A 23,525-nucleotide genomic window follows, 5' to 3' on the forward strand; every position below is an offset into this window, starting at 1 on the left:
CACCCTGATCCATGAGGAACGCTCTGTTCGGGGCGGCGGGCACGGCCGGCCGCCCCGAACGCATGCGGACGATGACCTGGGGGCGGGAAATGGGCTTCTTCGACGGACTGCTGGGCGCACGGGCGGTCGACTTCGACTCCGGCAACGCCACCAACGCCATCGAGCTCACCAAGCGGCGCCAGTCGGCGTCCCTCACCAAGCAGGGCGCGGCCACCGGGCATCTGCGCGTCAACCTCACCTGGCGGATGCGCACCTCCGACTTCGGCGCCCAGCGCCCCAGCCTGCTGCGGCACCCCCTCAAGGCCCTCAAGCCGCCGGAGATCCAGGGCCACGGACAGAGCATGGTCGACGTCGACCTCGACCTGGGCTGCCTGTACGAACTGACCGACGGCACCAAGGGCGTCGTACAGCCGCTGGGCGACTACCTGGGCGACATCAACGCGGTGCCGTACATCAAGATCAGCGGTGACGACCGGTTCGGCTCGGGCTCCGGCGAGACGATGTACATCAACCTCGACCACCGCGAGTCCATCAAACGCATCCTGGTCTTCGTCTACATCTACGACCAGACCCCGGCGTTCGACCGCACCCACGCCATCGTCACCCTGTACCCCAGCAGCGGCCCCCGCCTGGAGATCAGCCTGGACGAACGGCATCCCCAGGCCCGCTCCTGCGCAGTCCTGCTCATCGAGAACGTCAAGGGCGAGCTGATGGTCCGCCGCGAGGTCAAGTTCGTCTACGGCTTCCAGGCCGAACTGGACCGGCTGTACGGATGGGGGCTCCAGTGGGGCCGGGGTTACAAGACGAAGGTCTAGGTCCTCTCGTTTGGATCATGCCGGGCTCGCGGGGTCTGGCCTGATCCAAACGAAAGACCCTAGTTCCCGCCGCCGACCGCTACCGCCCGATGAACTGCGGGCCCTGCGGCGGCAGCCGGAAGTTCGGGTCGGGGGTGAAGGGCGCGGGCGCGGGCTGCGGATAGCCGTACGCCGGGGCCGAGGCCGGCGGGGGGAACGCGTATCCCGGCTGCGGCGGCACCGCCGACGTCGGCTGCTCCGGGGGCAGCGGCCGGGAGACCGTGGCCCCCTCGTCCACCGCGGGCGGCGCCTGCTCCTCCGACTCGTCCACCGAGATGCCGAAATCCGTGGCCAGGCCCTTGAGGCCGTTGGAATAGCCCTCGCCCAGCGCCCGGAACTTCCAGCCCTCCCCGCGGCGGTACAGCTCGCCGCAGATCATCGCCGTCTCCGCGCCGGTCTCCGGCTTGATCTCGAACACCGCCCACGGCTCACCGTCGGCGACGGCGGCGTCGTACAGCGTGACGCTCAGGTTCGGCACCCGGTCGAAGGTGATCCCGTCCGCGGACGCGACCAGCAGGATCCGCCCGATCTCCGGCTCGACCCCCGTCAGCTCCGCCTGGATCGTGTCGGTCAGACCCTCGGTGACCCGCTTCTTGCCCAGCCGCCACACCTTCCCCGAGGGATGCCGGGGCTGGTTGTAGAAGACGAAGTCCTCGTCCGAGCGCACACGGCCACCGGGGCCAAGGAGCAGCGCCGAGGCGTCCACGTCCGGGACCGACGTCCCCGGTGTCCAGCGCAGCACGGCGCGCACCGTGGTGGCCTCCAGCGGGACGTTCGACCCCTTCAGCATCGCGTGCGTCATGCCGTCATCCTGCCCTCTCGGTCCTGGCCACGACAATGCGGGGGGTGGCGGTGACCGACACAGTGGAGTTACCGGAAGTTCACGCCTGGAGGGAACCTCGGACAGGTCACCCTACGTACTATTACCGGCCACCCTTTACCGAATCCTCAATCCCGGGTTGCGACTCTTGGGGGAGTCCTATGCGTCATTTCGGGCACATCGCCCCCGAGGCCCGGCAGCGCCTCTTCCACCGGGAGCCGTGCGAGTTCACCGCCGACTCCCCGGCCCGGCTGCTCGCCGCCGCCCTCGGCGCCACGTTGTACAGCCCGGCCACCCGGCCCCGGCTCGCCGACGACATCCTCCGGCAGGCGGGCAACGGCGTGGTCTCCATGGTGCTGTGCCTGGAGGACTCCATCGGCGACGCGGATGTGGTGGCCGGTGAGGAGAACCTGGTCCGGCAGTTCGCCGACCTCGACTCCCGGGCGTCCGCCGAGCCGCCGCTGCTGTTCATCCGGGTGCGCACCCCCGAGCAGATCCCCGACCTCGTACGCCGGCTCGGCGCCTCCGTGCGGCTGCTGTCCGGATTCGTGCTGCCCAAGTTCACCGGGGAGCGCGGCCTGCCCTTCCTGGAGGCCCTGACCGCCGCCGAGGCGGACGCCGGACACCGGCTCTTCGCCATGCCGGTCCTGGAGTCCCCGGAGCTGCTCTACCGCGAGTCGCGCGTGGAGACCCTGGAGGGCATCTTCCGCGCCGTCGACAAGTACCGCGACCGCGTCCTCGCGCTGCGCCTCGGCGTCACCGACTTCTGCTCCTCCTACGGCCTGCGCCGCGCCCCCGACATGACCGCCTACGACGTCCAGGTCGTCGCCTCCGTCATCGCCGACGTGGTGAACATGCTGGGCCGCGCCGACGGCACCGGGTTCACGGTCACCGGGCCGGTGTGGGAGTACTTCCGCCTCTCCGAGCGCATGTTCAAGCCCCAGCTGCGGCAGAGCCCCTTCCTTGAGATGCAGGCCGTCGAGCTGCGCGAGAAGCTGCTGGAGCACGCCATGGACGGGCTGCTGCGCGAGATCTCCCTCGACCAGGCCAACGGCCTGCTCGGCAAGACCTGCATCCACCCCTCCCATGTCCTGCCCGTGCACACGCTGTCCGTGGTCAGCCATGAGGAGTACAGCGACGCCCAGGACATCCTGCGGCCGGAACGCGGCGGCGGAGGTGTCCTCAGGTCCGCCTATACGAACAAGATGAACGAGGTGAAACCCCACCGCGCCTGGGCCGAGCGGACCCTGCTGCGCGCGGAGGTGTTCGGCGTCGCGCACGAGGACGTCAGCTTCGTGGAACTGCTCGCCGCCGGAATACCCGACTGACCTCTCCCGCACCGGGAGACGCATCCAAGGAACGCATGAACAACGCAGTGAACGACGGGGTCTGGTCCGGCAGCTGGGTCGCCGAGCGACTCGGGGTCGGACTCCGGGGCGACGACGGCCGGGGCGGCGAGGAGCTGAGGGCCATGCTGGGCCTCGCCCTGCGCCGCAATCCCAAGCGGGCCCATCTGCTGGTCTCCCATGTGCTCGGCAAGCACGTACCGCAGACACCTTCGGTGGTGTACGGCCACGGGGTGCGGCTCGGCCGGCGGGTGCACGCGCTGCTCGGCCCGCAGCAGGCGGCCCGCGCGGTCGTCCTCGGGTACGCGGAGACCGCGACGGGACTGGGGCACGCGGTGGCCGACGGGCTCGGCACGGCGCCGTATCTGCACTCCACGCGCCGCCCGGTCGCCGGGGTGGCCCCCGCGGGCGGGTTCGAGGAGTCGCACTCCCACGCCACCTCGCATCTGCTGCTGCCCGCGGATCCCGCGCTGCTGGCCGGGCACGGGCCGCTGGTGCTGGTGGACGACGAGTTCTCCACCGGGAACACGGTGCTGAACACGATCCGCGATCTGCACGCCCGCTGTCCGCGCAAGCGGTACGTGGTGGTCGCGCTGGTGGACATGCGCTCGGCCGAGGACGTCCGGCGGCTGGAGGAGTTCGCGGGGGAGATCGGGGCGCGGGTGGATCTCGTCGCCGAGGTCTCGGGCACGGTGGTGCTTCCGGCGGACGTCCTGGAGAAGGGGCAGGAGCTGGTGGCCCGCCATGAGGCGGCCGGTCGCGCCCATGCGAAGCCACGGCAGGTCGCGCCCCGCGCCCCCGGGACCGTGGACCTCGGCTGGCCCGCCGGCCTTCCCGACGGCGGCCGGCACGGCTTCACCCCCGGCCACCGCGCCCGCCTCGAAGCCGCCCTCCCCGCGATGGCCGGCCGCATATCCGACGCCCTGCCCGCCGATGCCCGCAGCGTCCTGGTCCTCGGCTTCGAGGAGCTGATGTACGCCCCCCTGCGGCTCGCCGGGGAGCTGGAGCGGACGCTGGACGGCGAGGTGCGGTTCTCCACCACCACGCGGTCGCCCGTGCTCGCGGTGGACGACCCGGAGTACGCGATCCGCAGCCGTATCGTCTTCCCGGCGCACGACGACCCGGCCGACGGGCCGGGGGAGCGGTACGCCTACAACGTGGCGGGCGGCGGATTCGACGCCGTCGTCGCCGTGGTCGACTCGGCCGGCGACACCCCCGCGCTGCACGCGCCGGACGGCCTGCTCGCGCGGCTCGCCGAGCAGGTGCCGCACGTACTGCTCGCGGTCGTCCCCTCCTACGTCCCCGCGCCCCCGCACGCTCCCGAAAGGCCGGCCATGCTGCCCGAGCCCCTCCGTGGCCCCGCATTCTCCTCGTACCCGCCCGAGGAGGTCGGCTGGCTGCTCCAGGACCTCTCCGACGTCACCCTGGAGGCGCCGACCGAGGAGCGGGAGGAGGCCATCCAGAGCGGCGGGGCGCACTACGCCGAGTCGCTGCCGGTGGAGTACCAGCCCAGCGCCCAGTACCAGGAGCTGTTCCACGCGGCCCTCGACACCTCGGCCGCGCGGATCGCCCGCGCCGTCGGCGTGGTCACCGAGACGGTCCTCGCCGAACGGACGCCGCGCCCGGTGCTGGTGTCGCTGGCCCGCGCCGGGACCCCGGTCGGGGTGCTGATGCGCCGCTGGGCGCGCTTCCGGCACGGCCTCGAACTGCCGCACTACGCCGTGTCGATCGTGCGCGGCCGGGGCATCGACGCCAACGCGCTGCGCTGGCTCGCCGCCCATCACGACCCCAGGGACGTCGTGTTCGTGGACGGCTGGACAGGCAAGGGCGCCATCACCCGTGAACTCGCCCGAGCCGTCGAGGAGTTCGAGAAGGCGGAGGGTGTCAGCGGCTTCGACCCGGAGATCGCCGTGCTCGCCGACCCGGGCTCCTGCGTGCGCACCTACGGCACCCGCGAGGACTTCCTGATCCCCTCCGCCTGCCTCAACTCGACCGTCTCCGGGCTGATCTCCCGCACGGTCCTGCGCGCCGACCTGGTCGGTCCCGACGACTTCCACGGCGCGAAGTTCTACCGCGAACTCGCCGGCGCCGATGTCTCCATGGCCTTCCTCGACGCCGTCGAGGCACGCTTTGGTGAGGTCACCGAGGACGTGGCCGAGGCGGCCAAGGAACTGCTGGCCGAGGACCGCACACCGACCTGGGCGGGCTGGCGGGCCGTCGAGCGGATCAGCGAGGAGTACGGCATCCACGACATCAATCTCGTCAAGCCGGGCGTCGGCGAGACCACCCGGGTGCTGCTGCGCCGGGTGCCCTGGAAGATCCTCGCGCACAAGGGCGCGGGCGCCGACCTGGACCATGTCAGGCTGCTCGCCCGGCAGCGCGGGGTGCCGGTCGAGGAAGTGGACGAACTGCCGTACACCTGCGTCGGGCTGATCCATCCCCAGTACACGCGCGGGGCGACCGGCGCCGACGGAAAGGCCGTGAACGTCTGATGCCGGTGCTGGTGGCGAGCGATCTCGACCGTACGCTGATCTACTCCTCGGCGGCCCTCGCGCTGACCATGCCGGACGCCCGCGCGCCCCGGCTGCTGTGCGTGGAGGTGCACGAGAGCAGACCGCTGTCGTACATGACCGAGACGGCGGCGCAGTTGCTGACCGAGCTCGGGGACGCGGCCGTGTTCGTGCCGACCACGACCCGGACCCGCAAGCAGTACCAGCGCATCAATCTGCCGGGCCCGCAGCCCGCGTTCGCGATCTGCGCCAACGGCGGCCATCTGCTGGTCGACGGCGTCACCGACACCGACTGGCACGCCCGGGTGCTGACCCGGCTCGCCGACGAGTGCGCGCCGCTGGCCGAGGTCCAGGAGCAGCTGACGCGGACGGCCGAGCCGGTGTGGCTGCGCAAACAACGGGTCGCCGAGGACCTGTTCGCCTATCTCGTGGTCGAGCGCGAGCTGCTCCCCCCGGACTGGGTGAAGGAGTTCGCCGCCTGGGCCGAGAACCGCGGCTGGACCGTCTCCCTCCAGGGCCGCAAGCTCTACGCCGTACCGAAGCCGCTCACCAAGAGCGCCGCCGTCCACGAGGTGGCCCGGCGCACCGGCGCGGAGCTGACCCTGGCCGCCGGTGACTCGCTGCTGGACGCCGACCTCCTGCTGGCCGCGGACCGGGGCTGGCGACCGGGCCACGGCGAACTGGCGGAGACGGAGTGGCTGGCGCCGCGGATCAGCGCGCTGCCGGAGCGAGGGGTCCTGGCGGGGGAGCGGATCTTGCGGGAGTTCCTGCGAGGGGCCAGGCAGCAGTGCCCCTGAAAGGGGCGCGGTGAACCGCGCGATCAGCCACCACGGCGCAGCGCCTGGGGGGACTATCCGCAGCAGCCCCCGCCACAGCACCCTCCACCACTGGATGCCGGAGCCGATGAGCTGCCGCCCACCGCGACCGTGGACAGCAGCTTCACCGTGTCCGTGTGGCCGGCGGGGCATTCCGCCGGTGCCGCCGACTCCGACATCGGCCGGCTCAGTTCGAACGTGTCGCCGCAGCTCCGGCAGCGGTACTCATAGCGAGGCATGAGCACAGCGTAACCGCGGGGGCAAACGTGGCGTCTCAATGTTTGATGAGTGTTGGGATACACCCGGTACTCGTGCGGAGGAATCGAAAACTTCGCTGATAACTTGTGAACGCCGTTGCGAGGACGCTCAGCTCACCGCGCGAGCAGGAGCGAGTGCGGAGGGGAGACGCATAGTGACCGATGCGTCGCAAGGGGAGGGCCGTTCCGGCCGGGGTGAGCAGCCGCTCGACGCCGACCGGACCCTGCATCTGAGAGTGGACGCTCTCAGGGCCGACGAGACGATGCAGTTGCGCGTGCCCGCGCCGCCCGAGCCGCCACCCGGCGGCGGACGGGCCGAGCGCAGGCGCAGCGCGCGCCCCTCCACACGGGAGCGTGCGGGGAGCGTCACGGCCCGAATACTGGGCCTGCCGGCGCCACTGACGCGCCGGCTCGCGCCGTACCTGCGCCCGCTCGCGCCCTACGCACGGCGCCTCAAGCCCGCCTACCCCCGCCCCGGCCGCAGCGGCTGGCGGCGCTGGACGCCCTCCTGGCGGCAGTGGCTCGGCGGCGCCCTCGCCTCCTTCGGCCTGCTCAGCGCCTTCCTGGTGACCGCCTACGCGCTCACCGACATACCGAGCGACCTGAACTCGTACGCCACCCAGCAGGACAACGTCTACTTCTGGTCCGACGGCACCCCGATGGCCCGTACGGGCTGGGTGCAGCGCCAGGCGATGCCCCTGAAGGACATCCCCCCGGACGTCCGCTGGGCGGTGCTCGCCGCGGAGAACGAGACCTTCTACTCCGACCCCGGAATTTCCGTGAAGGGCATCAGCCGCGCCCTGTTCCGCACCGTGGGAGAGGGGGACACCCAGGGCGGTTCCACTATTACTCAGCAGTACGTGAAGAACGTCTATCTGAACCAGAACCAGACCGTCAGCCGTAAGTTCACCGAGGCGATGATCTCGCTCAAGCTCGACAACAAGATGAGCAAGGACAAGATCCTCGAGGGCTATCTCAACACCAGCTGGTTCGGCCGCGGCACCTACGGCATCCAGCGCGCCTCCCAGGCCTACTACGGCAAGGACGTCAGCAAGCTCAACGCGTCCGAGGCGGCCATGCTCGCCGGACTGCTCAAGGGCGCGGGCCTGTACGACCCCACCCTGAGCAAGGCCAACCACCAGCGGGCCGAGGAACGCTGGTCCTGGATCCTCGACCGCATGGTCAAGATCCACAAGCTGACGCCGGCCCAGCGCGCCCAGTACAAGACGTTTCCCGAGCCGCTGAAGGCCAACCCGCTCTACAACACCGGCGAGCAGAGCGACTACCTGGTGGAACTGGCCTCCCAGTACGCCAAGAAGTCCGCGCACCTGACCGACCAGCAGTTCGACCTCGGCGGCTACCAGATCTACACCACCTTCGACCGCAAGCGGGAGAAGGCACTCACCGACGCCGTCACCAAGGCCCGCAAAAAATCCAAGCAGGACAACCCCGACGCCGCGAAGAACGGCCACTACGGGGCCGCCTCCGTCGCCACCGACGGCCGGATACTCGCCGTCTACGGCGGCCCCGACCACCGCACCCAGGGCTACAACGAGTCCAACGCGACCACCGTCCCGGCCGGCACCGCCTTCCTGCCCTTCGTCTACGCCGCCGGGCTCGAACACGGCGTCCACAAGACACGCGGCGGGCCCGCCACCCCGGTCACCCCGGACAGCGTCTACGACGGCGACGACGCCGTGCCCGTCACCACCCCCGAGGGCCCCTACTGGGACCGCAGCGGCAAGAAGGTCTCCGCACACAACGACGGCAACAAGTCGTACGGCGAGATCACCCTGCGCGAGGCCCTCGCCAAATCGGTCAACACCCCGTTCATGCAGCTCGGCATGGACACCGGCCTCGGACAGGTCCGCCAGACCGCCCAGGCCTCCGGGCTGCTGTCCACCAGCATCGGCCCCCAGGTGCCCACCCTCTCGCTCGGCAGCTCCACGCCCAGCGCCATCCGGATGGCCAGCGGATACGCCACCTTCGCGGCCGACGGCACCCACACGGAGCCGTACTCGGTGCGCCGTATCACCCGCAACGGCGCCCCCCTCGCCCTCGCCACCCCGCGCCCCACCCGCGCGATCGGCCCCGAGGTCGCGAAGGACGTCGACCAGGCGCTCACCGACTCCTTCCGCGCCGCCCACCCGGGCGTCGCCGCCCCGGACGCGGCGGGCAAGGCCGGGACCGCCGACCAGGGCACCACCGGCGAGGACGACACGGGCCTGAACACCGCCGCCTGGTACGCCGGTACGGCCGACTCCGTGTCCACGGCGGTCGTCGTCTACCGCATGGACCTGGCCAAGTCCCTGGAACCGCTACCCCTGAAGGGTCTCGCGGGCACCTCGCCGGACACCGTGCCCTACGCCCTCTGGTCGGCCGCCATGGGCCTGGACTGACCGCCCGGGCCCCGAACCCTCGACCACACGGAGATTGAGCCGCGCATGTCTCGCAAGAAGCAACAGACGGGCCGGGGCCGGCGTCGCGCCCCCGGCCGCCGCCGCGTCCCCGCCGCCACCCGCCCGCAGATCTTCACGCTCGCCGCCTTCCTCGTCGTGGCCTCCCTGGTGGCCGGCTACCTCGCCCTGAGCCGCCCCGACGACACCACGCCCACCGCCGCCTCCGGCAAGGGCGGCAAAGCGGGCGGCCCCACGCCCTCCCCGACCGCCACCTGGGACGGCAAGACCCACGTCCTCGGCGACGGCTCCACCTCCGACACCGGACCGCAGAAGGGCACCCTGAAGCCCGTACCGCTCAAGCCCGGTGAGAAGCCGCCCCAGTTCGTCGTCTTCTCCTGGGACGGCGCCCTGGAGGGCGACGACCATCTCTTCTCGCACTACCGGGAGATGGCCAAGGAGTACAACGCCCACATGACCTTCTTCCTCACCGGCATCTACCTGCTGCCCAAGAGCAAGAAGGACCTCTACCACGGCCCGATGCACGAGGCCGGCGACGCCGCCATCGACTACCCCACCGACGGGCACATCCGCACCACCCTGGAACAGCTCCGCCTCGCCTACGAGCAGGGCAACGACATCGGCACCCACTTCAACGGCCACTTCTGCGGCGCCAAGGGCGGCGGCGACTGGAGCGTCCAGCAGTGGAAGAGCGAGATCGACCAGTTCTACTCCTTCGTGGAGAACTGGAAGACGAACACCGGATACACCGACATCCCGCCCCTGCCCTTCGACTTCAAGCAGGAGGTCACCGGCGGCCGCGCACCCTGCCTGGAGGGCCAGCCCAACCTGCTGAAGGCCATCAAGAGCTACGGCTGGCGCTACGACGCCAGCTCCCCGGGCGACTTCCAGATATGGCCCGCCAAGAAGGACGGCGTCTGGGACTTCCCGCTCCAGATGCTCCCGTACGAGAACGGCAAGTTCCAAGGCCTGTCCATGGACTTCAACTTCCTCTACAACCAGTCCAACGGCGAGACGGACGGCGACCCGGCCAAGTACGCGCAGTGGGAACAGCAGACGGTCGACTCCTACATGGCCGGCTTCAACCGCGTCTACTACGGCAGCCGCGCACCGCTGTTCTTCGGCAACCACTTCGAGCACTGGAACGGCAGCATCTACATGAAGTCCATCGACCAGATCATCCCGAAGATCTGCACCAAGAAGGGCGTCAAGTGCGTCTCCTTCAAGGAACTCGCCGACTGGATGGACGTCCAGAAGCCCTCGACGCTGGCCGCGCTGCGCGGCCTCGACCCCGCCCAGTCCCCGGACTGGTCCACCGTCGTCAAATGACATAAACGCAGGCCCGGTTCCACTTGTGCAACCCCCTTCACACGCGCCCCGGAAGCCATGCGAAGATGCCCCCTCCCGGTAGGTGTACCGGCATAGAGGGGAACATCATTGAAGTCAAGAAGACTCAGCCGTAAGGGGCGTCGCACCACCATCGTCGGGGCCTCCGCCGCCGCCGTGGTCGCCGGAGTGGCGCTCATACCCAACTGGAGCGCGGGCGCGGCGGTCACCAACGACCCGACCGTGGACGCGGCCACCAAGGCGACCTTCCAGAAGCTCGCCGACGCGGTCTTCACCGACCGCACCCAGGCACTGGTGGACGGCTCCACCAGCGCCCGCACCCAGCACACCAAGGGCTTCCACGGCTCCGTCCGACTCTCCGGCGGCCAGAGCCACCAGCAGTCCTCCGCCCTCGGCCAGCTGCGCGTCCGCAAGGACCGCCTCGCCAAGCTGGGCGAGAAGTACAGCGCCGGCACCACCTCGGTGACGCTCGACGCCACCGAGGTACACGGACACAGCGCCAAGGTCGCCGTCACCGAGACCACGTCGCTGACCTACAAGCCGGGCACCACCTCGGCCAAGGGCCCGAAGACCACGGGATTCCAGGCCCACCACGAGCTGACCTTCCAGGCCGGCCGGCACGGGGACTGGCAGCTCACGGGCATCAAGGACACGGACGACGGCTACCTCGCCGTCAACCAGGTCGAGACGCCCTCCGCGCCCAAGGACAACGCCTCGGCGTCGCCGTCCGCCTCCTCCGACGACGGCCCGCCCACCGCGCCCCGCGCGGCCACCAGCTACCCGGCACCGGCGAACCCCAAGAAGCTCACCGGGGGTACGTACGACTACAAGGCGATGGTCACGTACGCGCAGAAGTACTGGAACCACTACAACACCGCGTACCCGGACTACAACGGTGAGGGCGCCGGCGGCGACTGCACCAACTTCGTCAGCCAGGTGCTGAAGGCGGGCGGCTGGAAGCACGTCCCCGGCTACACCGACGACTACACCAAGTGGTTCGGCACCGCCGACATCCAGTCCGACTCCTTCGTCGGCGTCAACGAGTTCTCCTGGTTCGCGCTGTCCTCCAAGCGCGTCACCCCGCTCGCCAACGTGTACCAGGCGGACCTCGGTGACGTGATCCAGATGGACTTCAACCGGGACGGGTCCAAGGACCACTCCATGGTCGTCACCTACCGGGACGGCTCCGGCGTGCCGTACGTGACGTACCACTCCACCAACACCTACAACAGGTCGGTGGCCAGCCTGGTCGCGTCCTACCCGACGGCGTACTACTACGCCTACAGGACCTGACCGCGCCGGTCCTGCCGCCCCGGGCCCTCCCGCATCTCACGCGTGCCGTGCGCATCCCGCGCCCCGGCCGCGTCGTGCGGGGCGGCCTCGGGGTGGCGGGCCCGCCAGTACGGATTGTCGTGCGGCAGCGCGTGACCGACCCGGCCGTACATCCCGAAGGTCATCAGCAGCAGCCCCACCACAAAGCTGAACAGCACATTCTGGATCCTGAACGCCAGGAAGTTGTTCGGAGTGTCCAGCAGGGCCAGGAACAGGAACCCGTTCAGCAGGAACAGGATGCCCAGCACCATGTTCAGCGTGGACGCGACGTTCCCCCCGATCACCATGCCGACCAGCAGCAGCGCGCCGATGCAGATCGACAGCACACTGAGCGTGCCGTTCGTGTTCAGACCGGCGACCGTCGCACCGCCGATGTCGAAGAACCCGATGTGGTTGATCAGACCCAGGATGCCGAAGACGACGAGGAACGCGCCGATCAGCCCCGCACCGATCCGGTACACCAGATTCAGCCGGTGATCGACGGGGAGATGCTGATCGAACCGGATCCGCTGCTTGTCGTGCGTATGCGCTGCGTGCGTGGCCATCTCGGCCTCCCTCGGGGCGCTGGCGGCGGCCGTCCATCCCAGAACGTGGCTCTCACAAATATCCGCCCGAACCGGGGCACCCGGCAACATGACGACCCGCCGCCTCAGTGCGCGGCACCCCCGCGCTCCTCCCGGATCCGCGCCACCACCTGCGCCGCCGCCTGCCGCACCGCGTCCGTCTCGGTCAGGAAGTGCCAGTAGTCCGGATGCCGGCCGCCCTCAAGACCCGCCACCGCCCGGTCCAGCCGCGCCACCGCGTCGTCCAGCGGCCGGGCATGACGCGGATCCGGCGTCGCCCGACCCGTCATCGCCAGCCGCTGCGCGTCCCGGATCGCGAACCGCGTCCGCTCGATCTCCGCCTGCGGATCCTTCTGCACCGCGTTCAGCCGCGCCAGCCGGTCACCGGCGGCCGAGACCGAGTCGTCCGTCGCGTTCAGCAGCGCCCGCACCGTCGACAGCAGCGAGGTCGCCTCCGCCCAGCGCTGCGCGTCCCGCGCCGCCTTCGCCTCGGCCAGCTTCCGCTCGGCCTGCCGTACGTTCTCCACCGCCTGGGCCGGCACCTGCTGGAGGTCCTGCCAGCACGCCGCCGCGAACCGCCGCCGCAACTCGCTGAGCACCGGATCCACCTGTCCCGCCCGCGTGGTCAGTGCCTGCGCACGGGTCCGCAGCGAGACCAGCCGGTGGTCGATCTCGGCCGCCTTCTCCGGCAGCCCCTCGGCCTCCGCCCGGATCGCCCCGGCCTCCCGCTGCACCCGCTCCGCCCGCTCCAGCGTCTGCTGCACCCCGTGCTGCCCCGCGCCCTGGTTCAGCTTCGTCAGCTCGGGCGCCAGCGCGGCCAGCCGGCCCGCGAGGTCATCGGCGCGCAGCCCCTGCTCCCGGACGCCGTCCAGCGCGTTGCTCGCGGCCAGCAGCGCCTGGCGGGCCCGCTCCACGGCCGGCGCCACCCGGGCGAGCAGCGTCTCGGCCGAACCCAGCAGCGGACCGAGCGAGCCGCCGAAGCGCTCCAGCTCCTGCTTGACCCGCACCAGCTCGTCCCGGGCCGCCGTCAACTCGGCGCGGGCCCGTGTCGCCGCCGCGGCCTCCAGGTCGGCCCGGTCCAGGTCATGGGCGTCGACCGCCTGGATGTACCGCTGGCTGACCTCGTCGATCCGCCGGCCGAGGCCCTCGAAGTCCGAGGCGGCACGCCGGGCGGCGGGGGAGTCGTCGACCGCCGTGATGGTCTCGATGGAGATCCGCAGATCCCGTTGCGCGGTGTCCAGTTCGTAGAACGCGGCCGCCGCCGCGTCCTTCGCCTCCTGCGCCTGCGCCCGCTGGCTCTCCGCCCGGCCGCCGAACCAGCGCCGGGTGCCGCCACCAGCGAAGGCGGCGGGCAGCGCCAGCGCGACGAGCGCCGGCAGACTCATCAGGGTGAGGGTGTCGCGGAGCGCGGCGGTGGCCCCATGCCGGGTCCTCGCGATGGACGACGGTGGGTACGGCTGCGTCACTGGCGTGCCCGGTCTCGCCGTCACATCCCTCTCCCGCGCTGTGGTCCGCCCTGAGTGGTGCCATTCTCCCACCCCGTACAGACGAACACACGGGCCCGTCAGTTCACCGTACGCACTGTGACCTTTCCGCCGGCGGAGCAGGCGACCGACGGGCCCGTCGAAGCGACGGGGGTGGGGCGGGGGCATCGCGCACAGGGGAATAGGGGACATGCGTTCCCTGGTCGAATGGGTGACCTTTTCCGCCGGGCGTCGTTGAAGTCGGTGAGTGGTTCTCCGGGCATGTCGAGGGGGTGGGTGAGGTGCGTGAACTGGCGGCGCCGTTCGTCGTGCCCGGCCCCCTCGCCATGACGATCCGGACGCGACTGCGGGTATCGCTCGGGGACGCGGCGGTGCTGACCGAAGTGGGCGACTTTCTCGGTTCCTTGGCGTCCCGGGACCTCGCGGTGCGATCGCGGCAGGGGCTGGGCCATGACGGCGCCTCCTGGGCCGCGCGAAAACGGGCGCTGACGGAGGCGTCGTCGGCGCGGTGGGCCGGCAGCATCACCAGGGCCACGCACGACCAGTGGGCGCTGGCCAGACGCGGGCAGGCCGACGAGATGGCGTGGCTGCGGGGACAGACCGCACAGATCGAGGCCAGGCTGGCCCGGCCGCTGGGCGCGAAGGCCGACAAGAGGGCCGGACTGGCGCGCGGTTGTGCGACCCGGGCCGAATGGCACGCCAAATCGCGCCGCCTCCGTCTGCTTCGGGACCGGTCGGCCGCGCTGGAGGCGGACCTGCGCGCCGGTCGGGTGCATGTGGTGCGGGGCGGCAAGCGGCTCGCCCGGCTCCGGCACCATCCGGTGGCGGAAGGAGCGAACCCGGCGGAATGGACGTCGCGCTGGCGAGCCGCCCGGATGTTCCTGTCGGCGGACGGAGAGTCCGGCAAACGCTGGGGGAACGAGACCATCCGTGTCACCGGCAGCGGAGAGGTCTCGATCAGGCTCCCGGCCGCGCTGGCCCACCTGGCCAACGCGCCGCACGGCCGCTATGTGCTCGACGCGGCCGTGGCCTTCACCCACCGGGCGGACGAGTGGCAGGACCGGATCGCCGCGCACCGGGCGGTGGCGTACCGCATCCACCACGACCCCCTGCGGGACCGCTGGTACGTGACCGCCTCATGGCAGCGCGCGGCGGCCCCGGCGGTACCACTCCGAGCGGCTCTGGCACGCGGTGTCGTGGGAGTGGACATAAATGACGACCACCTCGCCGTCCGGCGTCTCGACGCGCAGGGCAATCCGGTCGGTGTGCCCCGGAGGTTCCGTTACGACCTCTCGGGTAGCGCGTCGCACCGGGACGCTCAGATCCGGCACGCCCTCACCCGGCTGCTGCACTACACCCGGCGGTGCGGCGTGAAGGCGATCGCTGTCGAGGACCTCCACTTCGCGGACGGCACGAGCCGTGAACAGGGCGGTGGGGGCAAGCGGTTCCGGCGTCTGCTCTCCCGCTTTCCGACCGCGCGCCTCAGAGCCCGGCTCGTGTCGATGGCGGCGGAACAGAACGTGGCGATCGTGGCCGTCGATCCGGCCTACACGTCGCGCTGGGGTGCCCAGCACTGGCAGCGACCGCTGACCACCGCCACCCGTGAGACCACCCGCCACGACGCCGCGGCCGTGGCGATCGGACGGCGCGCCCTCGGGTATGCGATCCGGCGACGTTCGGCGCCGCCCCCGTACGACCGGAGAGATCGTGCGGGGCATCGGACCGTACAGGCCGGACCGGATCCCTGGGCGTGCGAGGGACCCCGCCCTCGCCTTCCCGGACCACGGACCCGATCCGTGCCGCCCGGAGGCGATGCGAAAGCGGGCGACCAGCGTGCCCAGGACCGCTGCGGGCACGCGGCCGAGCGGGGGGTGTTCCGGCATGGGAACGCCTCCCGGCTCGGTCCTTAGGGCTCCTGCCCGGCCCGGAACACGGTTTGCGGCACGGCCCTGGTGGCCGTGTAGGCTGTCGACCTGTCCCGGGTGCGTAGCTCAGTGGTAGAGCGCCTGCCTTACAAGCAGGATGTCGGCGGTTCGAAACCGTCCGCGCCCACCGATGGGGAGAGCCCCCGGCCGAATGTGGCCGGGGGCTCTTTGTGTTGAGGTTGGGCTAGGTCGTGGCCCGGGTGGGGTGGGGGTGGGTGGTGAAGGCGGTGACCAGGAGGGCCAGGGCGGCGATGTAGGTGGTCATGCAGAGGGTGGAGCGGCCGGGGAAGTCGAGGCCCGCGGCGCCCAGGCCGATCAGGGAGTCGGAGGCGACGAAGATCAGGCCGCCCCAGAGGGCCTTGGGGCCGAGGGCGCGGGCGGTCAGGGCCATGGTGAGCAGGGCGAGGGCGTAGACGGCCACGGCGGGGCCCAGGGCGGGGCCCAGGGCGGGGCCCAGGGTGGGGGCGAGGGTAGCGACGGCGGCGGCCCAGACCGCGAGGTAGGCGGCGCAGACGGCGCGGCGGGTGCGCAGATGGTCGAGGGCGCCGGCGCGCAGGAAGGCCGTGATCCAGCAGAGCTGGGCGCCCAGGAAGAGGGCGAGGCCGATGCCGAAGGCCGGGGTGCCGGGGATCAGCAGGGCGATGTCCCCGGCGGCGGCGAGCAGCAGCCCGGTCAGGACGTAGGCGTGCCGGGTGCCGGTCAGGCGCCACAGGTGGGCGGCCAGGAGCGGGGCCAGGAGGGGTTTGGCGACCCACTCCACGGCGTGCCTCCCGGTCGCCACCCCGATGAGTTCGACGACGCAGAGCACCGCGAAGACCACGATCAGCGGCGACGTCCCGGCCGTCCGCGCCGGACGCTGGAGGGCCGGTCGTGGGTCGCCTCGCTCCGGTATATGTCCCTCAGCCATGGCGATCAGGGTGGAGGTACCGGGGGTGGTGGTCAACTGGTTGGACCAGATTGATCGTCACGAGTTTCCGGAGGCCCCGGGTGCCTGCTCCTCGTGGACGTGTTTCAGGCGGCTGCGGGCCTGCATGCGCTGTTCGGCCGCGACCTCGGCCCAGAAGCGGTGGGTGCTGATGAACACCGCGAGCTCGTGTTCGCGGCGGCGGAGCTTCTCCACCTCGGCCTGTTCGTCGGCCGTCCAGCCCGGGGAGGCGGGGCGCTCCACCTTGCGCCAGCCGTTGTCGTCACTGAAGCCGTCGACCGGCTCGACCGACCAGGGCAGCCGCCTGAGCAGGGCCGACAGCTCGGCCCTGACCTGGTGCAGCTCCTCCTGGCCGGCGAGGAGGTCACTGGGGAATTCATAGGTCGTAGCCACGCCGCAATGCTACGCCTGTTCGATTTACGGTTGCGAGTTCGATCGAGAGGTTCATCCGAACGGGTGTTCATCCGCGGCGGCGGGCCCCGCGGCGGGGCTCGTGAGGATGATCAGCTGCTGAGTGGCCCTGGTCATCGCCACATAACGGTCCACGGCGCCCGCCACGCCCTCCCCGAAACACTCGGGATCGACCAGTACCACCAGATCGAACTCCAGGCCCTTCGACAGGCCGGGGGACAGTGAGCGGACCCGGGGGCTCGACGGGCGGAAGGCCGGGGCGCCGATGACGCAGACGGTGCCTTCGGGGTGCGTGGCGAGCCAGTCGTCGAGGACCGCGGTCAGGTCGGCCGCCGAACCGCGGCCCACCGGCAGGCCGTTGCCGCGGATCGAGGTCGGCACATTGGCGTCCGGCAGCGCGGCCCGTACGACCGGCTCGGCCTCCGCCATGATCTCCTTCGGCGTACGGTAGTTGACCGTCAGGCCGGCCAACTCGACCCGGCCGAAGCCGATTCGGGCGAGCCGCTCCTGCCAGGACTCGGTGAATCCGTGCCGGGCCTGGGCGCGGTCGCCGACGATGGTGAAGCTGCGCGACGGGCACCGCGACAGCAGCATCTGCCATTCCGCGTCGGTGAGTTCCTGCGCCTCGTCCACCACGATGTGCGCGAACGGCCCCGCGAGCGCGTCCGGTTCGGCGGTGGGCAGCACCGTCTCGTCGATCAGCGCGTCCCGCAGGTCCTGTCCGTGCAGCATCGTCACCGCGCCCTCGCCGTCGTGGTCGGCCTGGAGCATGTTGTCGATGACGCCGGCCATCCGCGCGTGTTCCGCGGCGACCGCGGCCTTGCGCCGGCGTTCGCGCACCGCCGCCTTCGGGTCGCCGAGCCGCTGCCGTGCCGCGTCCAGGAACGGCAGGTCGGACACCGTCCAGGCCTGCGCGTCCGCGCGCCGCAGCAGTCGTACCTCCGCCGGGGTGAGCCAGGGGGCGCACAGCCGCAGATACGCCGGTACCGACCAGAGGTCGCCGACGAGGTCGGCCGCCTCCAGCAGCGGCCAGGAGCGGTCGAAGGCCGTGCGCAGCTCCCGGTCGCCCGCAAGCGACCTGCGCAGGAGTTCGGTGGGGGCGCCTTCGTGCCGGTCGGCCAGGAGGGTGAGGAGTTCGTCCCAGACCTGTGCGCGTGCCTCGTTGTGCGGAGTGCCGGGCTCGGCCGAGTCGAACGCCGACTCCCAGTCGGAGACGGTCAGTTCGAGCTCGCCCCAGGGGGTGGTGACCGTCAACGGCTCGGTGGGCGGCTCCTCGTAGAACCGTACGGCCCGCTCGATCGCCCCCACCAGCCGCGCGGACGACTTCAGCCGGGCGACCTCGGGGTCGGGCTCGGTGCGCGCGGTGGCGCCCTCGGCGACGAGGTCCCGCAGGACGCAGGTCTGCACACCCTCCTCGCCGAGGCTCGGCAGCACATCGGAGACGTACGCCAGATACGGCCGGTGCGGGCCGACGAACAGCACCCCGCCGCGCCGGTGGCCGAGCCGCGGGTCGGAGTAGAGGAGATAGGCGGAGCGGTGCAGGGCGACGACCGTCTTGCCGGTGCCGGGGCCGCCGTCCACGACGAGGGCGCCGCGCGAGCCGGCCCGGATGATGGCGTCCTGATCGGCCTGGATGGTGCCGAGCACATCGCGCATCCGCGGCGAGCGGTTGCCGCCCAGGCTCGCGATGAACGCCGACTGGTCGTCCAGCGCGGCGTGTCCGTCCAGCGCGTCAGGGGCGAACACCTCGTCCCAGTAGTCGCGGATCCGGCCGTCCGCCCAGCGGTATCTGCGGCGGCTCGCCAGGCCCATCGGATTGCCGTGGGTGGCGCCGAAGAAGGGCTCCGCGGCCGGGGAGCGCCAGTCCAGCAGCAGCCGGCGGCCGGTGTGGTCGGTCAGGCCGAGCCGGCCGACGTAGACGGGCTCGTCGGGGTGCTCGGCGCTCACCATGCGGCCGAGGCAGAGGTCGAGGCCGAAGCGGCGCAGGGCGCGCAGGCGGGTGGTCAGCCGGTGCACCTCGGCGTCCCGGTCCAGCGCCTGCCGGCCCAGTCCGCCGGGGGCCCGGCGCTCCTGGTCGAGCTGGTCGGAGACCTCGGCGATGGTCCGCTCCAGGCATCGCGCGATCGCCGCGAAGTGCTCCTCGTCGGTGGCGATCAGCTCCGGGGCGGCCTTGGCGGAGAGGCGGTCGGGGAGATCGAAGGCGCTGGTGGCGGTGGACACGGGGAGGCTCCGGTTCAGGAAGGTTCAGGAAGATTCAAGAAGGGGACGGGAGAGGAGGGGTGCTCTGCTCCCCGATTCGGCGGCTTTTGGGTCAGACGGGCGATTCTGCGGCATCAGGGGGGCCTTGCCGCAAGGCCCCCCGTGCGCTATACGTTGAGAGTGGCAAGGAGTCCGGTGACGTCCTTGCCGCTATTTTTTTTCCGTCCCCGGCGCCTCCCGCGCCTCTCCCCTTTTGTGTGCCTCTCCCGCGCCCCTCCCGCTGCACCGGCCGCGGCGCGAGACTGAAGGCATGTGCCGGAGTATCAAGACGCTGCGTCCGCCCGTGCTGCCCACCGAGGCCACGGAGGAGGACATCCACGCCGCCGCGCTGCAATATGTGCGCAAGGTCTCGGGCTTTCGCGCCCCCGCCGCCCACAACCGCGAGGTCTTCGACGCCGCCGTGGCCGCCGTCGCCCGTGCCACGGCCGAACTGCTCGACGGCCTGGAGGTGCGCGGGAGCGTGCCACGCGCTGTTACGGAAGCGGAAGGACGCCCGTAACACTGCGCCCGTAGCGTCCCTCGTGGCGCCTTTCATGCGGTCGATCCGGTCGGCCAGGGCCAGTTTCGGTCATCTTTTCGGGTGCCCGGGCGCAGACCCATACGACCCTACATGCTGTCGGGTCAGGGGCAGGGCTCTCACCTGACGTGGAGCGTTGGCCAGAACTTGAACTTGCAAGCATTGGTTAGGTGCGCCTAACCTATACCCCTCATTCGGTACCGCCACCCCCACCGGTCCGCCTGTCCCCGGCGGGCTCGTCCGACACCGAGAGGGTCAACCTCCCATGCCTTCCGCTCGCCTCAACTCCGTACAGCCCTATGCTCTCGGGCTGTTCCGCATCGTCGTCGGCCTGCTCTTCACCGCGCACGGCGCCGCCTCGCTCTTCGGCGTCTTCGGTGGGGCCATGGGCACCCATGGCGGCACCGTGGCCACCGGCACCTGGCCCGGCTGGTACGCGGCCGTGATCCAGCTGGTCGCCGGCGCCCTGGTGCTCGTCGGCCTCGGCACCCGCGGCGCCGCGCTGGTCGCCTCCGGCTCGATGGCGTTCGCGTACTTCGACATCCACCAGCAGCACGCGCTGCTGCCCATCCAGAACGGCGGTGAGCCCGCGGTCATGTTCTGCTGGGCCTTCCTCCTGCTGGTCTTCACCGGCTCCGGCGCCTTCGGCCTCGACCGGCTCTTCGTCCGGCGTGCGGCGGCGCAGGGCGAGCGGGTTCCGGAGCAGGCGCCGATAGCCGCGTGACGGGACTCTCCCGCGTCGTCCCCACGGCGCCCTGCTCCGGCCCGGCCGGAGCGGGGCGCCGTACCGTTCGACCGGTTCCGTAGCCCCCCGCGCACCTCCTGTCACACCCTCGGCGTACGCTGTACGGCTGTCATCGGGGGAAGTAACAGGAGAAGACGTGTTCGAGAGTGTGGGGTCGCTGGCGGCCGGACCGTGGATCTATGCCGTGGTGTCCCTGTCCGTGCTGCTGGACGTGTTCCTGCCGGTGCTGCCGAGCGGTGTGCTCGTCATCACGGCGGGCACGGCGGCGGCCGCGGGCTCGGGCGCGGCGAGCGCGGCGACCGGCCGGGTCCCGCACGGGGTGCCGGACCTGCTGGCCCTGGTCCTGCTGGCCGCGGCGGCCTCGCTCCTCGGCGATCTGGTGGCCTACCGGCTGGCCTGGCGGGGCGGGGAGCGACTGGACCGCGCGATAGCCCGCTCCCGGCGGCTGACCACCGCGCAGGAACGTCTCGGTGGCGCACTGGCCCGGGGCGGCGGCGCGCTCGTCGTCCTCGCCCGCTTCGCCCCCGCGGGGCGCTCGGTCGTCTCCTTCTGGGCCGGCGCCGCCCACCGCAGGGCCCGTGACTTCCTGCCCTGGTCCGCCCTCGCCGGTCTGTCCTGGGCCGCCTACAGCGTCGCCCTCGGCTACTTCGGCGCGCGCTGGCTCGGCGCCACCTGGCTGGCGACCGGGGTGTCCCTGGCCGCGCTGTTCGGGGCGGGCGCGGCGGCGGGCTTCCTGATGCGCAGGCAGCCCGCTTCCTGAGGGTGGCCGTGCACGCGTCGTCGTAGCGGCCGTACGGGTCGCGACAGCCGTCACAGTCGTGACGGCGAAGAGCCCGGCCGGAGTCGATCCGGCCGGGCTCTCGCGCGTGGGGCCTAGGTGTGCTGTTCGGACAGGTTGGTGACGCGGCTGGCGGGTGGTTGGCCGCTGATGCCGGTGTGGGGTCGGTGGTAGTTGTACCAGTCGAGCCAGTCGGGAAACGCGGCCTGTCGTTCGGCGTCTGAGGTGTAGGGCCGGTGGTAGGCCCATTCGTCGAGCAGGGTGCGGTGGAAGCGTTCGACCTTGCCGTTGGTCTGCGGGCGCCAGGGCCGGGTCCAGCGGGGGCTGATACCCAGGTCGCGGCAGGTGTCGCGCCAGGTGTTCTTGGTGTAGGCCCAGGCGTTGTCGGTCAGGACGCGTTCGACGGTCATGCCGCATTCGGCGAACCAGGCGACTGCTCGCCGCAGGAAGCCGGCGCAGGTGGCGGCGGTTTCGTCGGGCAGGTCTTCGGTGTAGGCGAGGCGGGTGTGGTCGTCCAGGGCGGTGTGCAGGTAGGCGTAGCCGGCTCCGTTGCGGCGGTCCTTGTTCGGGCTGCCGGCCGCCCGGCCGAGGACTTTGTGGCCGCCGCCGTCGGGGATGCGGCCGAGTTTCTTGACGTCGATGTGGACCAGTTCGCCGGGCCGGGAGCGTTCGTAGCGGCGGATGGGCTCGCCGGTGGCCCGGTCCGTGGCGGCCAGGGCGGGCAGGCCGTGCCGGGCCAGGATGCGGTGGGCGGTGGAAGCGGCGACACCGGCTCGGGCGGCCAGCCGCACCGGCCCGATCCGGTGCTGGCGCCGAAGCCGCACGACTTGCAGCTCGACCGCGGCAGGAGTCTGGCGCGGGCTGTTGTGCGGGCGGCTGGAGCGGTCGTGCATTGCGGCCTCGCCCAGTTGCCGGTAGCGGTTCGCCCAGCGGGCGGCGGTCGTATGGCTGACCTGGAAGCGTTCCGCGGCCTGCCGCAGCGGCCAGCCGTCGTCCACGACACACCGGGCCAGACGCAGCCTGCCGGTCGGAGTCAGCGGGGCATTACGGTGGGACACGAGGGCCTCCTGGGCGTTGGTGCAGATGTCGCAATTCACACCGAACCCAGAAGGCCCTCACCTGTTCAAGCACCCAGCACGCGTGTCACCAACGTCCCGGGACAGCACACCTAGGGCCTCTCGTTTGGATCAGGCCGGGCTCGCGGGCCCTGGCGCCGCGCCTCGCGGCGTTGTCGTCGGTTGCCATGGCTCCGCCATGTCGCCCTCCTCCGCCTTGCGACGCACGGCACCAGACCCCGCTCCCTGATCCGGCCTGATCCAAACGAAAGACCCTAGGTCAGCAGCCCGAGAGGTCGTTCTGGAGCGCGGTCTTCTCCGCCGGATCGAACGGCACCGCGCCAAGGACGCATCGGCTTCCGCAGCGCCCGCAGACCCGCCGGGAGACTCGTCGGCCCCAGCCGCCGTGAGGGCGCTCAGCGGCCGCCTCAGACGTCAACAGGAGGCCCACCGTGAGGAAGTGACGAGGTTCCGCAAGGCCCTGGAAGTCGCGCAGGGCGAGAATCTGACTCTACGGAGGAGGCTCGCCCAATACGAGTGACTGACGGGGCTGGAACTGGCCTGCCTCGCCCGATGCGCGATTCACCGGCCAGGTTCATGGTCAGCCGATGCCGGTGACATTCAGCGCGGTGGTCCAGTTCGTCTTGATGGCGGAGCGCGCGGCGGACAGGGTGATCCGGCCATCGCACACGGCGTTCTTCAGCTTCGTCTCCACGCCGTCCTTGGTGTACGCGGTGGGGGAACCGTAATGGGGCTCCGGCCACAGGTTGTTGGGATCGCGCGGCGCACCGCCAAGTTCCAGGGGAACGAGATGGTCTTCCTCGTAATCGGCGGTGCTGGTGTCCGAGTAGCCGTAGTCGGCGATGCCCTGCACCTTGAGCGGATTGGTGTAGGAGGTCGGCGGACGAACGGTGCTGGTCCACCCGGAGACACAGATGGTCGAGTTGATGGTCGACTGAGTGACATCGGGGTTGTACGCGCCAGGCGTGCAGGAGGAGTCCGGCAGCGGCAGGCGGGACTGCGAGCAGGTGCTGGCCTGCGCCGGGCCGGCGCCGACGCCGAGGACGAGGCCGCTGACCGCCAGGACGAGGGCGGAGCCGGCGGCAGTTGATATGCGGGCGGGAGAAAGCATGGGGAACTCCTCGTGAATAGTCATGCTCATGAC

20 protein-coding genes and 1 tRNA gene are annotated in these 23,525 nt (G+C 71.1%); 12 read left to right on the forward strand and 9 right to left on the reverse strand.

Annotated elements, in window-relative coordinates; genetic code table 11:
• Positions 1–89 precede the first annotated feature (89 nt).
• Positions 90–815: a TerD family protein gene (locus HEP81_RS26715; RefSeq protein WP_037661551.1), complete on the forward strand. Its 726-nt coding sequence runs from the start codon at positions 90–92 to the stop codon at positions 813–815.
• A gap of 79 nt (positions 816–894) precedes the next feature.
• On the opposite strand, the gene HEP81_RS26720 is transcribed toward HEP81_RS26715, so the two are convergent.
• The gene (locus tag HEP81_RS26720; protein ID WP_037661553.1) at positions 895–1,656 is read right to left on the reverse strand and encodes a TerD family protein; all 762 of its coding nucleotides are present in this window, start codon (positions 1,654–1,656) and stop codon (positions 895–897) included.
• Between the two features lie 179 nt (positions 1,657–1,835).
• On the opposite strand from HEP81_RS26720, the gene HEP81_RS26725 reads away from it, so the two are divergent.
• The 3 genes from HEP81_RS26725 to HEP81_RS26735 are packed head-to-tail and all read left to right on the forward strand — an operon-like array spanning position 1,836 to position 6,327.
• The gene (locus HEP81_RS26725; RefSeq protein WP_037661554.1) at positions 1,836–3,002 is read left to right on the forward strand and encodes an HpcH/HpaI aldolase/citrate lyase family protein; all 1,167 of its coding nucleotides are present in this window, start codon (positions 1,836–1,838) and stop codon (positions 3,000–3,002) included.
• Between the two features lie 35 nt (positions 3,003–3,037).
• Complete coding sequence (locus HEP81_RS26730) at positions 3,038–5,512, forward strand: phosphoribosyltransferase (RefSeq protein ID WP_037661555.1); 2,475 nt, start codon at positions 3,038–3,040, stop codon at positions 5,510–5,512.
• Complete coding sequence (locus tag HEP81_RS26735) at positions 5,512–6,327, forward strand: HAD family hydrolase (protein WP_037661557.1); 816 nt, start codon at positions 5,512–5,514, stop codon at positions 6,325–6,327. Before HEP81_RS26730 ends, HEP81_RS26735 begins: the two co-directional genes overlap by 1 nt.
• Positions 6,328–6,380: 53 nt before the next feature.
• Here HEP81_RS26735 and HEP81_RS26740 read toward each other — a convergent pair whose 3' ends face one another.
• Positions 6,381–6,584, reverse strand: a complete 204-nt coding sequence (locus tag HEP81_RS26740; RefSeq protein ID WP_037661578.1) for an FmdB family zinc ribbon protein — start codon at positions 6,582–6,584, stop codon at positions 6,381–6,383.
• 281 nt (positions 6,585–6,865) lie between these two features.
• On the opposite strand from HEP81_RS26740, the gene HEP81_RS26745 reads away from it, so the two are divergent.
• From HEP81_RS26745 to HEP81_RS26755, 3 genes are all read left to right on the forward strand, one after another.
• Positions 6,866–9,001, forward strand: coding sequence for a transglycosylase domain-containing protein (locus tag HEP81_RS26745; RefSeq protein ID WP_078967640.1), 2,136 nt, complete (start codon positions 6,866–6,868; stop codon positions 8,999–9,001).
• Positions 9,002–9,046: 45 nt separating this feature from the next.
• Positions 9,047–10,348, forward strand: coding sequence for a polysaccharide deacetylase family protein (locus HEP81_RS26750; protein ID WP_037661558.1), 1,302 nt, complete (start codon positions 9,047–9,049; stop codon positions 10,346–10,348).
• Between the two features lie 174 nt (positions 10,349–10,522).
• Positions 10,523–11,659 carry an amidase domain-containing protein gene (locus HEP81_RS26755; protein ID WP_243279826.1) on the forward strand — a complete coding sequence of 379 codons (1,137 nt, stop codon included), beginning with the start codon at positions 10,523–10,525 and terminating at the stop codon, positions 11,657–11,659.
• Here the strand turns inward: HEP81_RS26755 and HEP81_RS26760 are convergent.
• Positions 11,647–12,243 (reverse strand): DUF4383 domain-containing protein, encoded by a 597-nt coding sequence (locus tag HEP81_RS26760; RefSeq protein ID WP_037661563.1) that lies wholly within the window; start codon positions 12,241–12,243, stop codon positions 11,647–11,649. The genes HEP81_RS26755 and HEP81_RS26760 overlap by 13 nt on opposite strands.
• A 104-nt stretch (positions 12,244–12,347) precedes the next feature.
• Positions 12,348–13,751 (reverse strand): coiled-coil domain-containing protein, encoded by a 1,404-nt coding sequence (locus HEP81_RS26765; RefSeq protein ID WP_037661564.1) that lies wholly within the window; start codon positions 13,749–13,751, stop codon positions 12,348–12,350.
• A gap of 320 nt (positions 13,752–14,071) precedes the next feature.
• Between HEP81_RS26765 and HEP81_RS26770 the strand changes: the two genes are divergently transcribed.
• Together HEP81_RS26770 and HEP81_RS26775 are read left to right on the forward strand one after the other, a co-directional pair.
• On the forward strand, positions 14,072–15,655 hold the full coding sequence (locus HEP81_RS26770) for a transposase (protein ID WP_051850545.1): 1,584 nt from the start codon (positions 14,072–14,074) through the stop codon (positions 15,653–15,655).
• Positions 15,656–15,725: 70 nt separating this feature from the next.
• Positions 15,726–15,797 (forward strand) — tRNA-Val (locus HEP81_RS26775).
• 57 nt (positions 15,798–15,854) lie between these two features.
• Here the strand turns inward: HEP81_RS26775 and HEP81_RS26780 are convergent.
• From HEP81_RS26780 to helR, 3 genes are read right to left on the reverse strand one after another with little or no spacing between them, the layout of a single operon-like run.
• A complete protein-coding gene (locus HEP81_RS26780; protein ID WP_157854564.1) occupies positions 15,855–16,577 on the reverse strand; it encodes a lysoplasmalogenase family protein in 723 nt (240 codons plus the stop codon).
• Positions 16,578–16,634: 57 nt separating this feature from the next.
• Positions 16,635–16,988 carry a hypothetical protein gene (locus HEP81_RS26785; protein WP_037661568.1) on the reverse strand — a complete coding sequence of 118 codons (354 nt, stop codon included), beginning with the start codon at positions 16,986–16,988 and terminating at the stop codon, positions 16,635–16,637.
• Between the two features lie 51 nt (positions 16,989–17,039).
• Entirely contained in the window at positions 17,040–19,226 is a 2,187-nt protein-coding gene (gene helR, locus HEP81_RS26790) for an RNA polymerase recycling motor ATPase HelR (RefSeq protein WP_051850544.1), read from the reverse strand.
• A 289-nt stretch (positions 19,227–19,515) separates the two neighbouring features.
• On the opposite strand from helR, the gene HEP81_RS26795 reads away from it, so the two are divergent.
• From HEP81_RS26795 to HEP81_RS26805, 3 genes are all read left to right on the forward strand, one after another.
• Positions 19,516–19,764: a DUF2277 domain-containing protein gene (locus HEP81_RS26795; RefSeq protein ID WP_037661569.1), complete on the forward strand. Its 249-nt coding sequence runs from the start codon at positions 19,516–19,518 to the stop codon at positions 19,762–19,764.
• 283 nt (positions 19,765–20,047) lie between these two features.
• Entirely contained in the window at positions 20,048–20,506 is a 459-nt protein-coding gene (locus HEP81_RS26800) for a DoxX family protein (RefSeq protein WP_037661570.1), read from the forward strand.
• Positions 20,507–20,663: 157 nt separating this feature from the next.
• Positions 20,664–21,287 (forward strand): DedA family protein, encoded by a 624-nt coding sequence (locus HEP81_RS26805; RefSeq protein WP_037661571.1) that lies wholly within the window; start codon positions 20,664–20,666, stop codon positions 21,285–21,287.
• A 113-nt stretch (positions 21,288–21,400) separates the two neighbouring features.
• Here the strand turns inward: HEP81_RS26805 and HEP81_RS26810 are convergent, their stop codons facing one another.
• Positions 21,401–22,363 carry an IS481 family transposase gene (locus HEP81_RS26810; protein ID WP_190275998.1) on the reverse strand — a complete coding sequence of 321 codons (963 nt, stop codon included), beginning with the start codon at positions 22,361–22,363 and terminating at the stop codon, positions 21,401–21,403.
• 598 nt (positions 22,364–22,961) lie between these two features.
• The gene (locus tag HEP81_RS26815; protein ID WP_037656185.1) at positions 22,962–23,492 is read right to left on the reverse strand and encodes a hypothetical protein; all 531 of its coding nucleotides are present in this window, start codon (positions 23,490–23,492) and stop codon (positions 22,962–22,964) included.
• Between the last annotated feature and the right edge of the window lie 33 nt (positions 23,493–23,525).

Origin of the sequence: Streptomyces griseofuscus (assembly GCF_014673495.1) — a bacterium.
Lineage (GTDB): Bacteria > Actinomycetota > Actinomycetes > Streptomycetales > Streptomycetaceae > Streptomyces > Streptomyces murinus.

Bases quoted from the DNA above. Each gene is read 5' to 3' on its own strand.
- HEP81_RS26715 (WP_037661551.1), top strand. From the start codon at position 90: ATGGGCTTCTTCGACGGACTGCTGGGCGCACGGGCGGTCGACTTCGAC.
- HEP81_RS26720 (WP_037661553.1), bottom strand. From the start codon at position 1,656: ATGACGCACGCGATGCTGAAGGGGTCGAACGTCCCGCTGGAGGCCACC.
- HEP81_RS26725 (WP_037661554.1), top strand. From the start codon at position 1,836: ATGCGTCATTTCGGGCACATCGCCCCCGAGGCCCGGCAGCGCCTCTTC.
- HEP81_RS26730 (WP_037661555.1), top strand. From the start codon at position 3,038: ATGAACAACGCAGTGAACGACGGGGTCTGGTCCGGCAGCTGGGTCGCC.
- HEP81_RS26735 (WP_037661557.1), top strand. From the start codon at position 5,512: ATGCCGGTGCTGGTGGCGAGCGATCTCGACCGTACGCTGATCTACTCC.
- HEP81_RS26740 (WP_037661578.1), bottom strand. From the start codon at position 6,584: ATGCCTCGCTATGAGTACCGCTGCCGGAGCTGCGGCGACACGTTCGAA.
- HEP81_RS26745 (WP_078967640.1), top strand. From the start codon at position 6,866: ATGCAGTTGCGCGTGCCCGCGCCGCCCGAGCCGCCACCCGGCGGCGGA.
- HEP81_RS26750 (WP_037661558.1), top strand. From the start codon at position 9,047: ATGTCTCGCAAGAAGCAACAGACGGGCCGGGGCCGGCGTCGCGCCCCC.
- HEP81_RS26760 (WP_037661563.1), bottom strand. From the start codon at position 12,243: ATGGCCACGCACGCAGCGCATACGCACGACAAGCAGCGGATCCGGTTC.
- HEP81_RS26770 (WP_051850545.1), top strand. From the start codon at position 14,072: ATGACGATCCGGACGCGACTGCGGGTATCGCTCGGGGACGCGGCGGTG.
- HEP81_RS26780 (WP_157854564.1), bottom strand. From the start codon at position 16,577: ATGGCTGAGGGACATATACCGGAGCGAGGCGACCCACGACCGGCCCTC.
- HEP81_RS26795 (WP_037661569.1), top strand. From the start codon at position 19,516: ATGTGCCGGAGTATCAAGACGCTGCGTCCGCCCGTGCTGCCCACCGAG.
- HEP81_RS26800 (WP_037661570.1), top strand. From the start codon at position 20,048: ATGCCTTCCGCTCGCCTCAACTCCGTACAGCCCTATGCTCTCGGGCTG.
- HEP81_RS26815 (WP_037656185.1), bottom strand. From the start codon at position 23,492: ATGCTTTCTCCCGCCCGCATATCAACTGCCGCCGGCTCCGCCCTCGTC.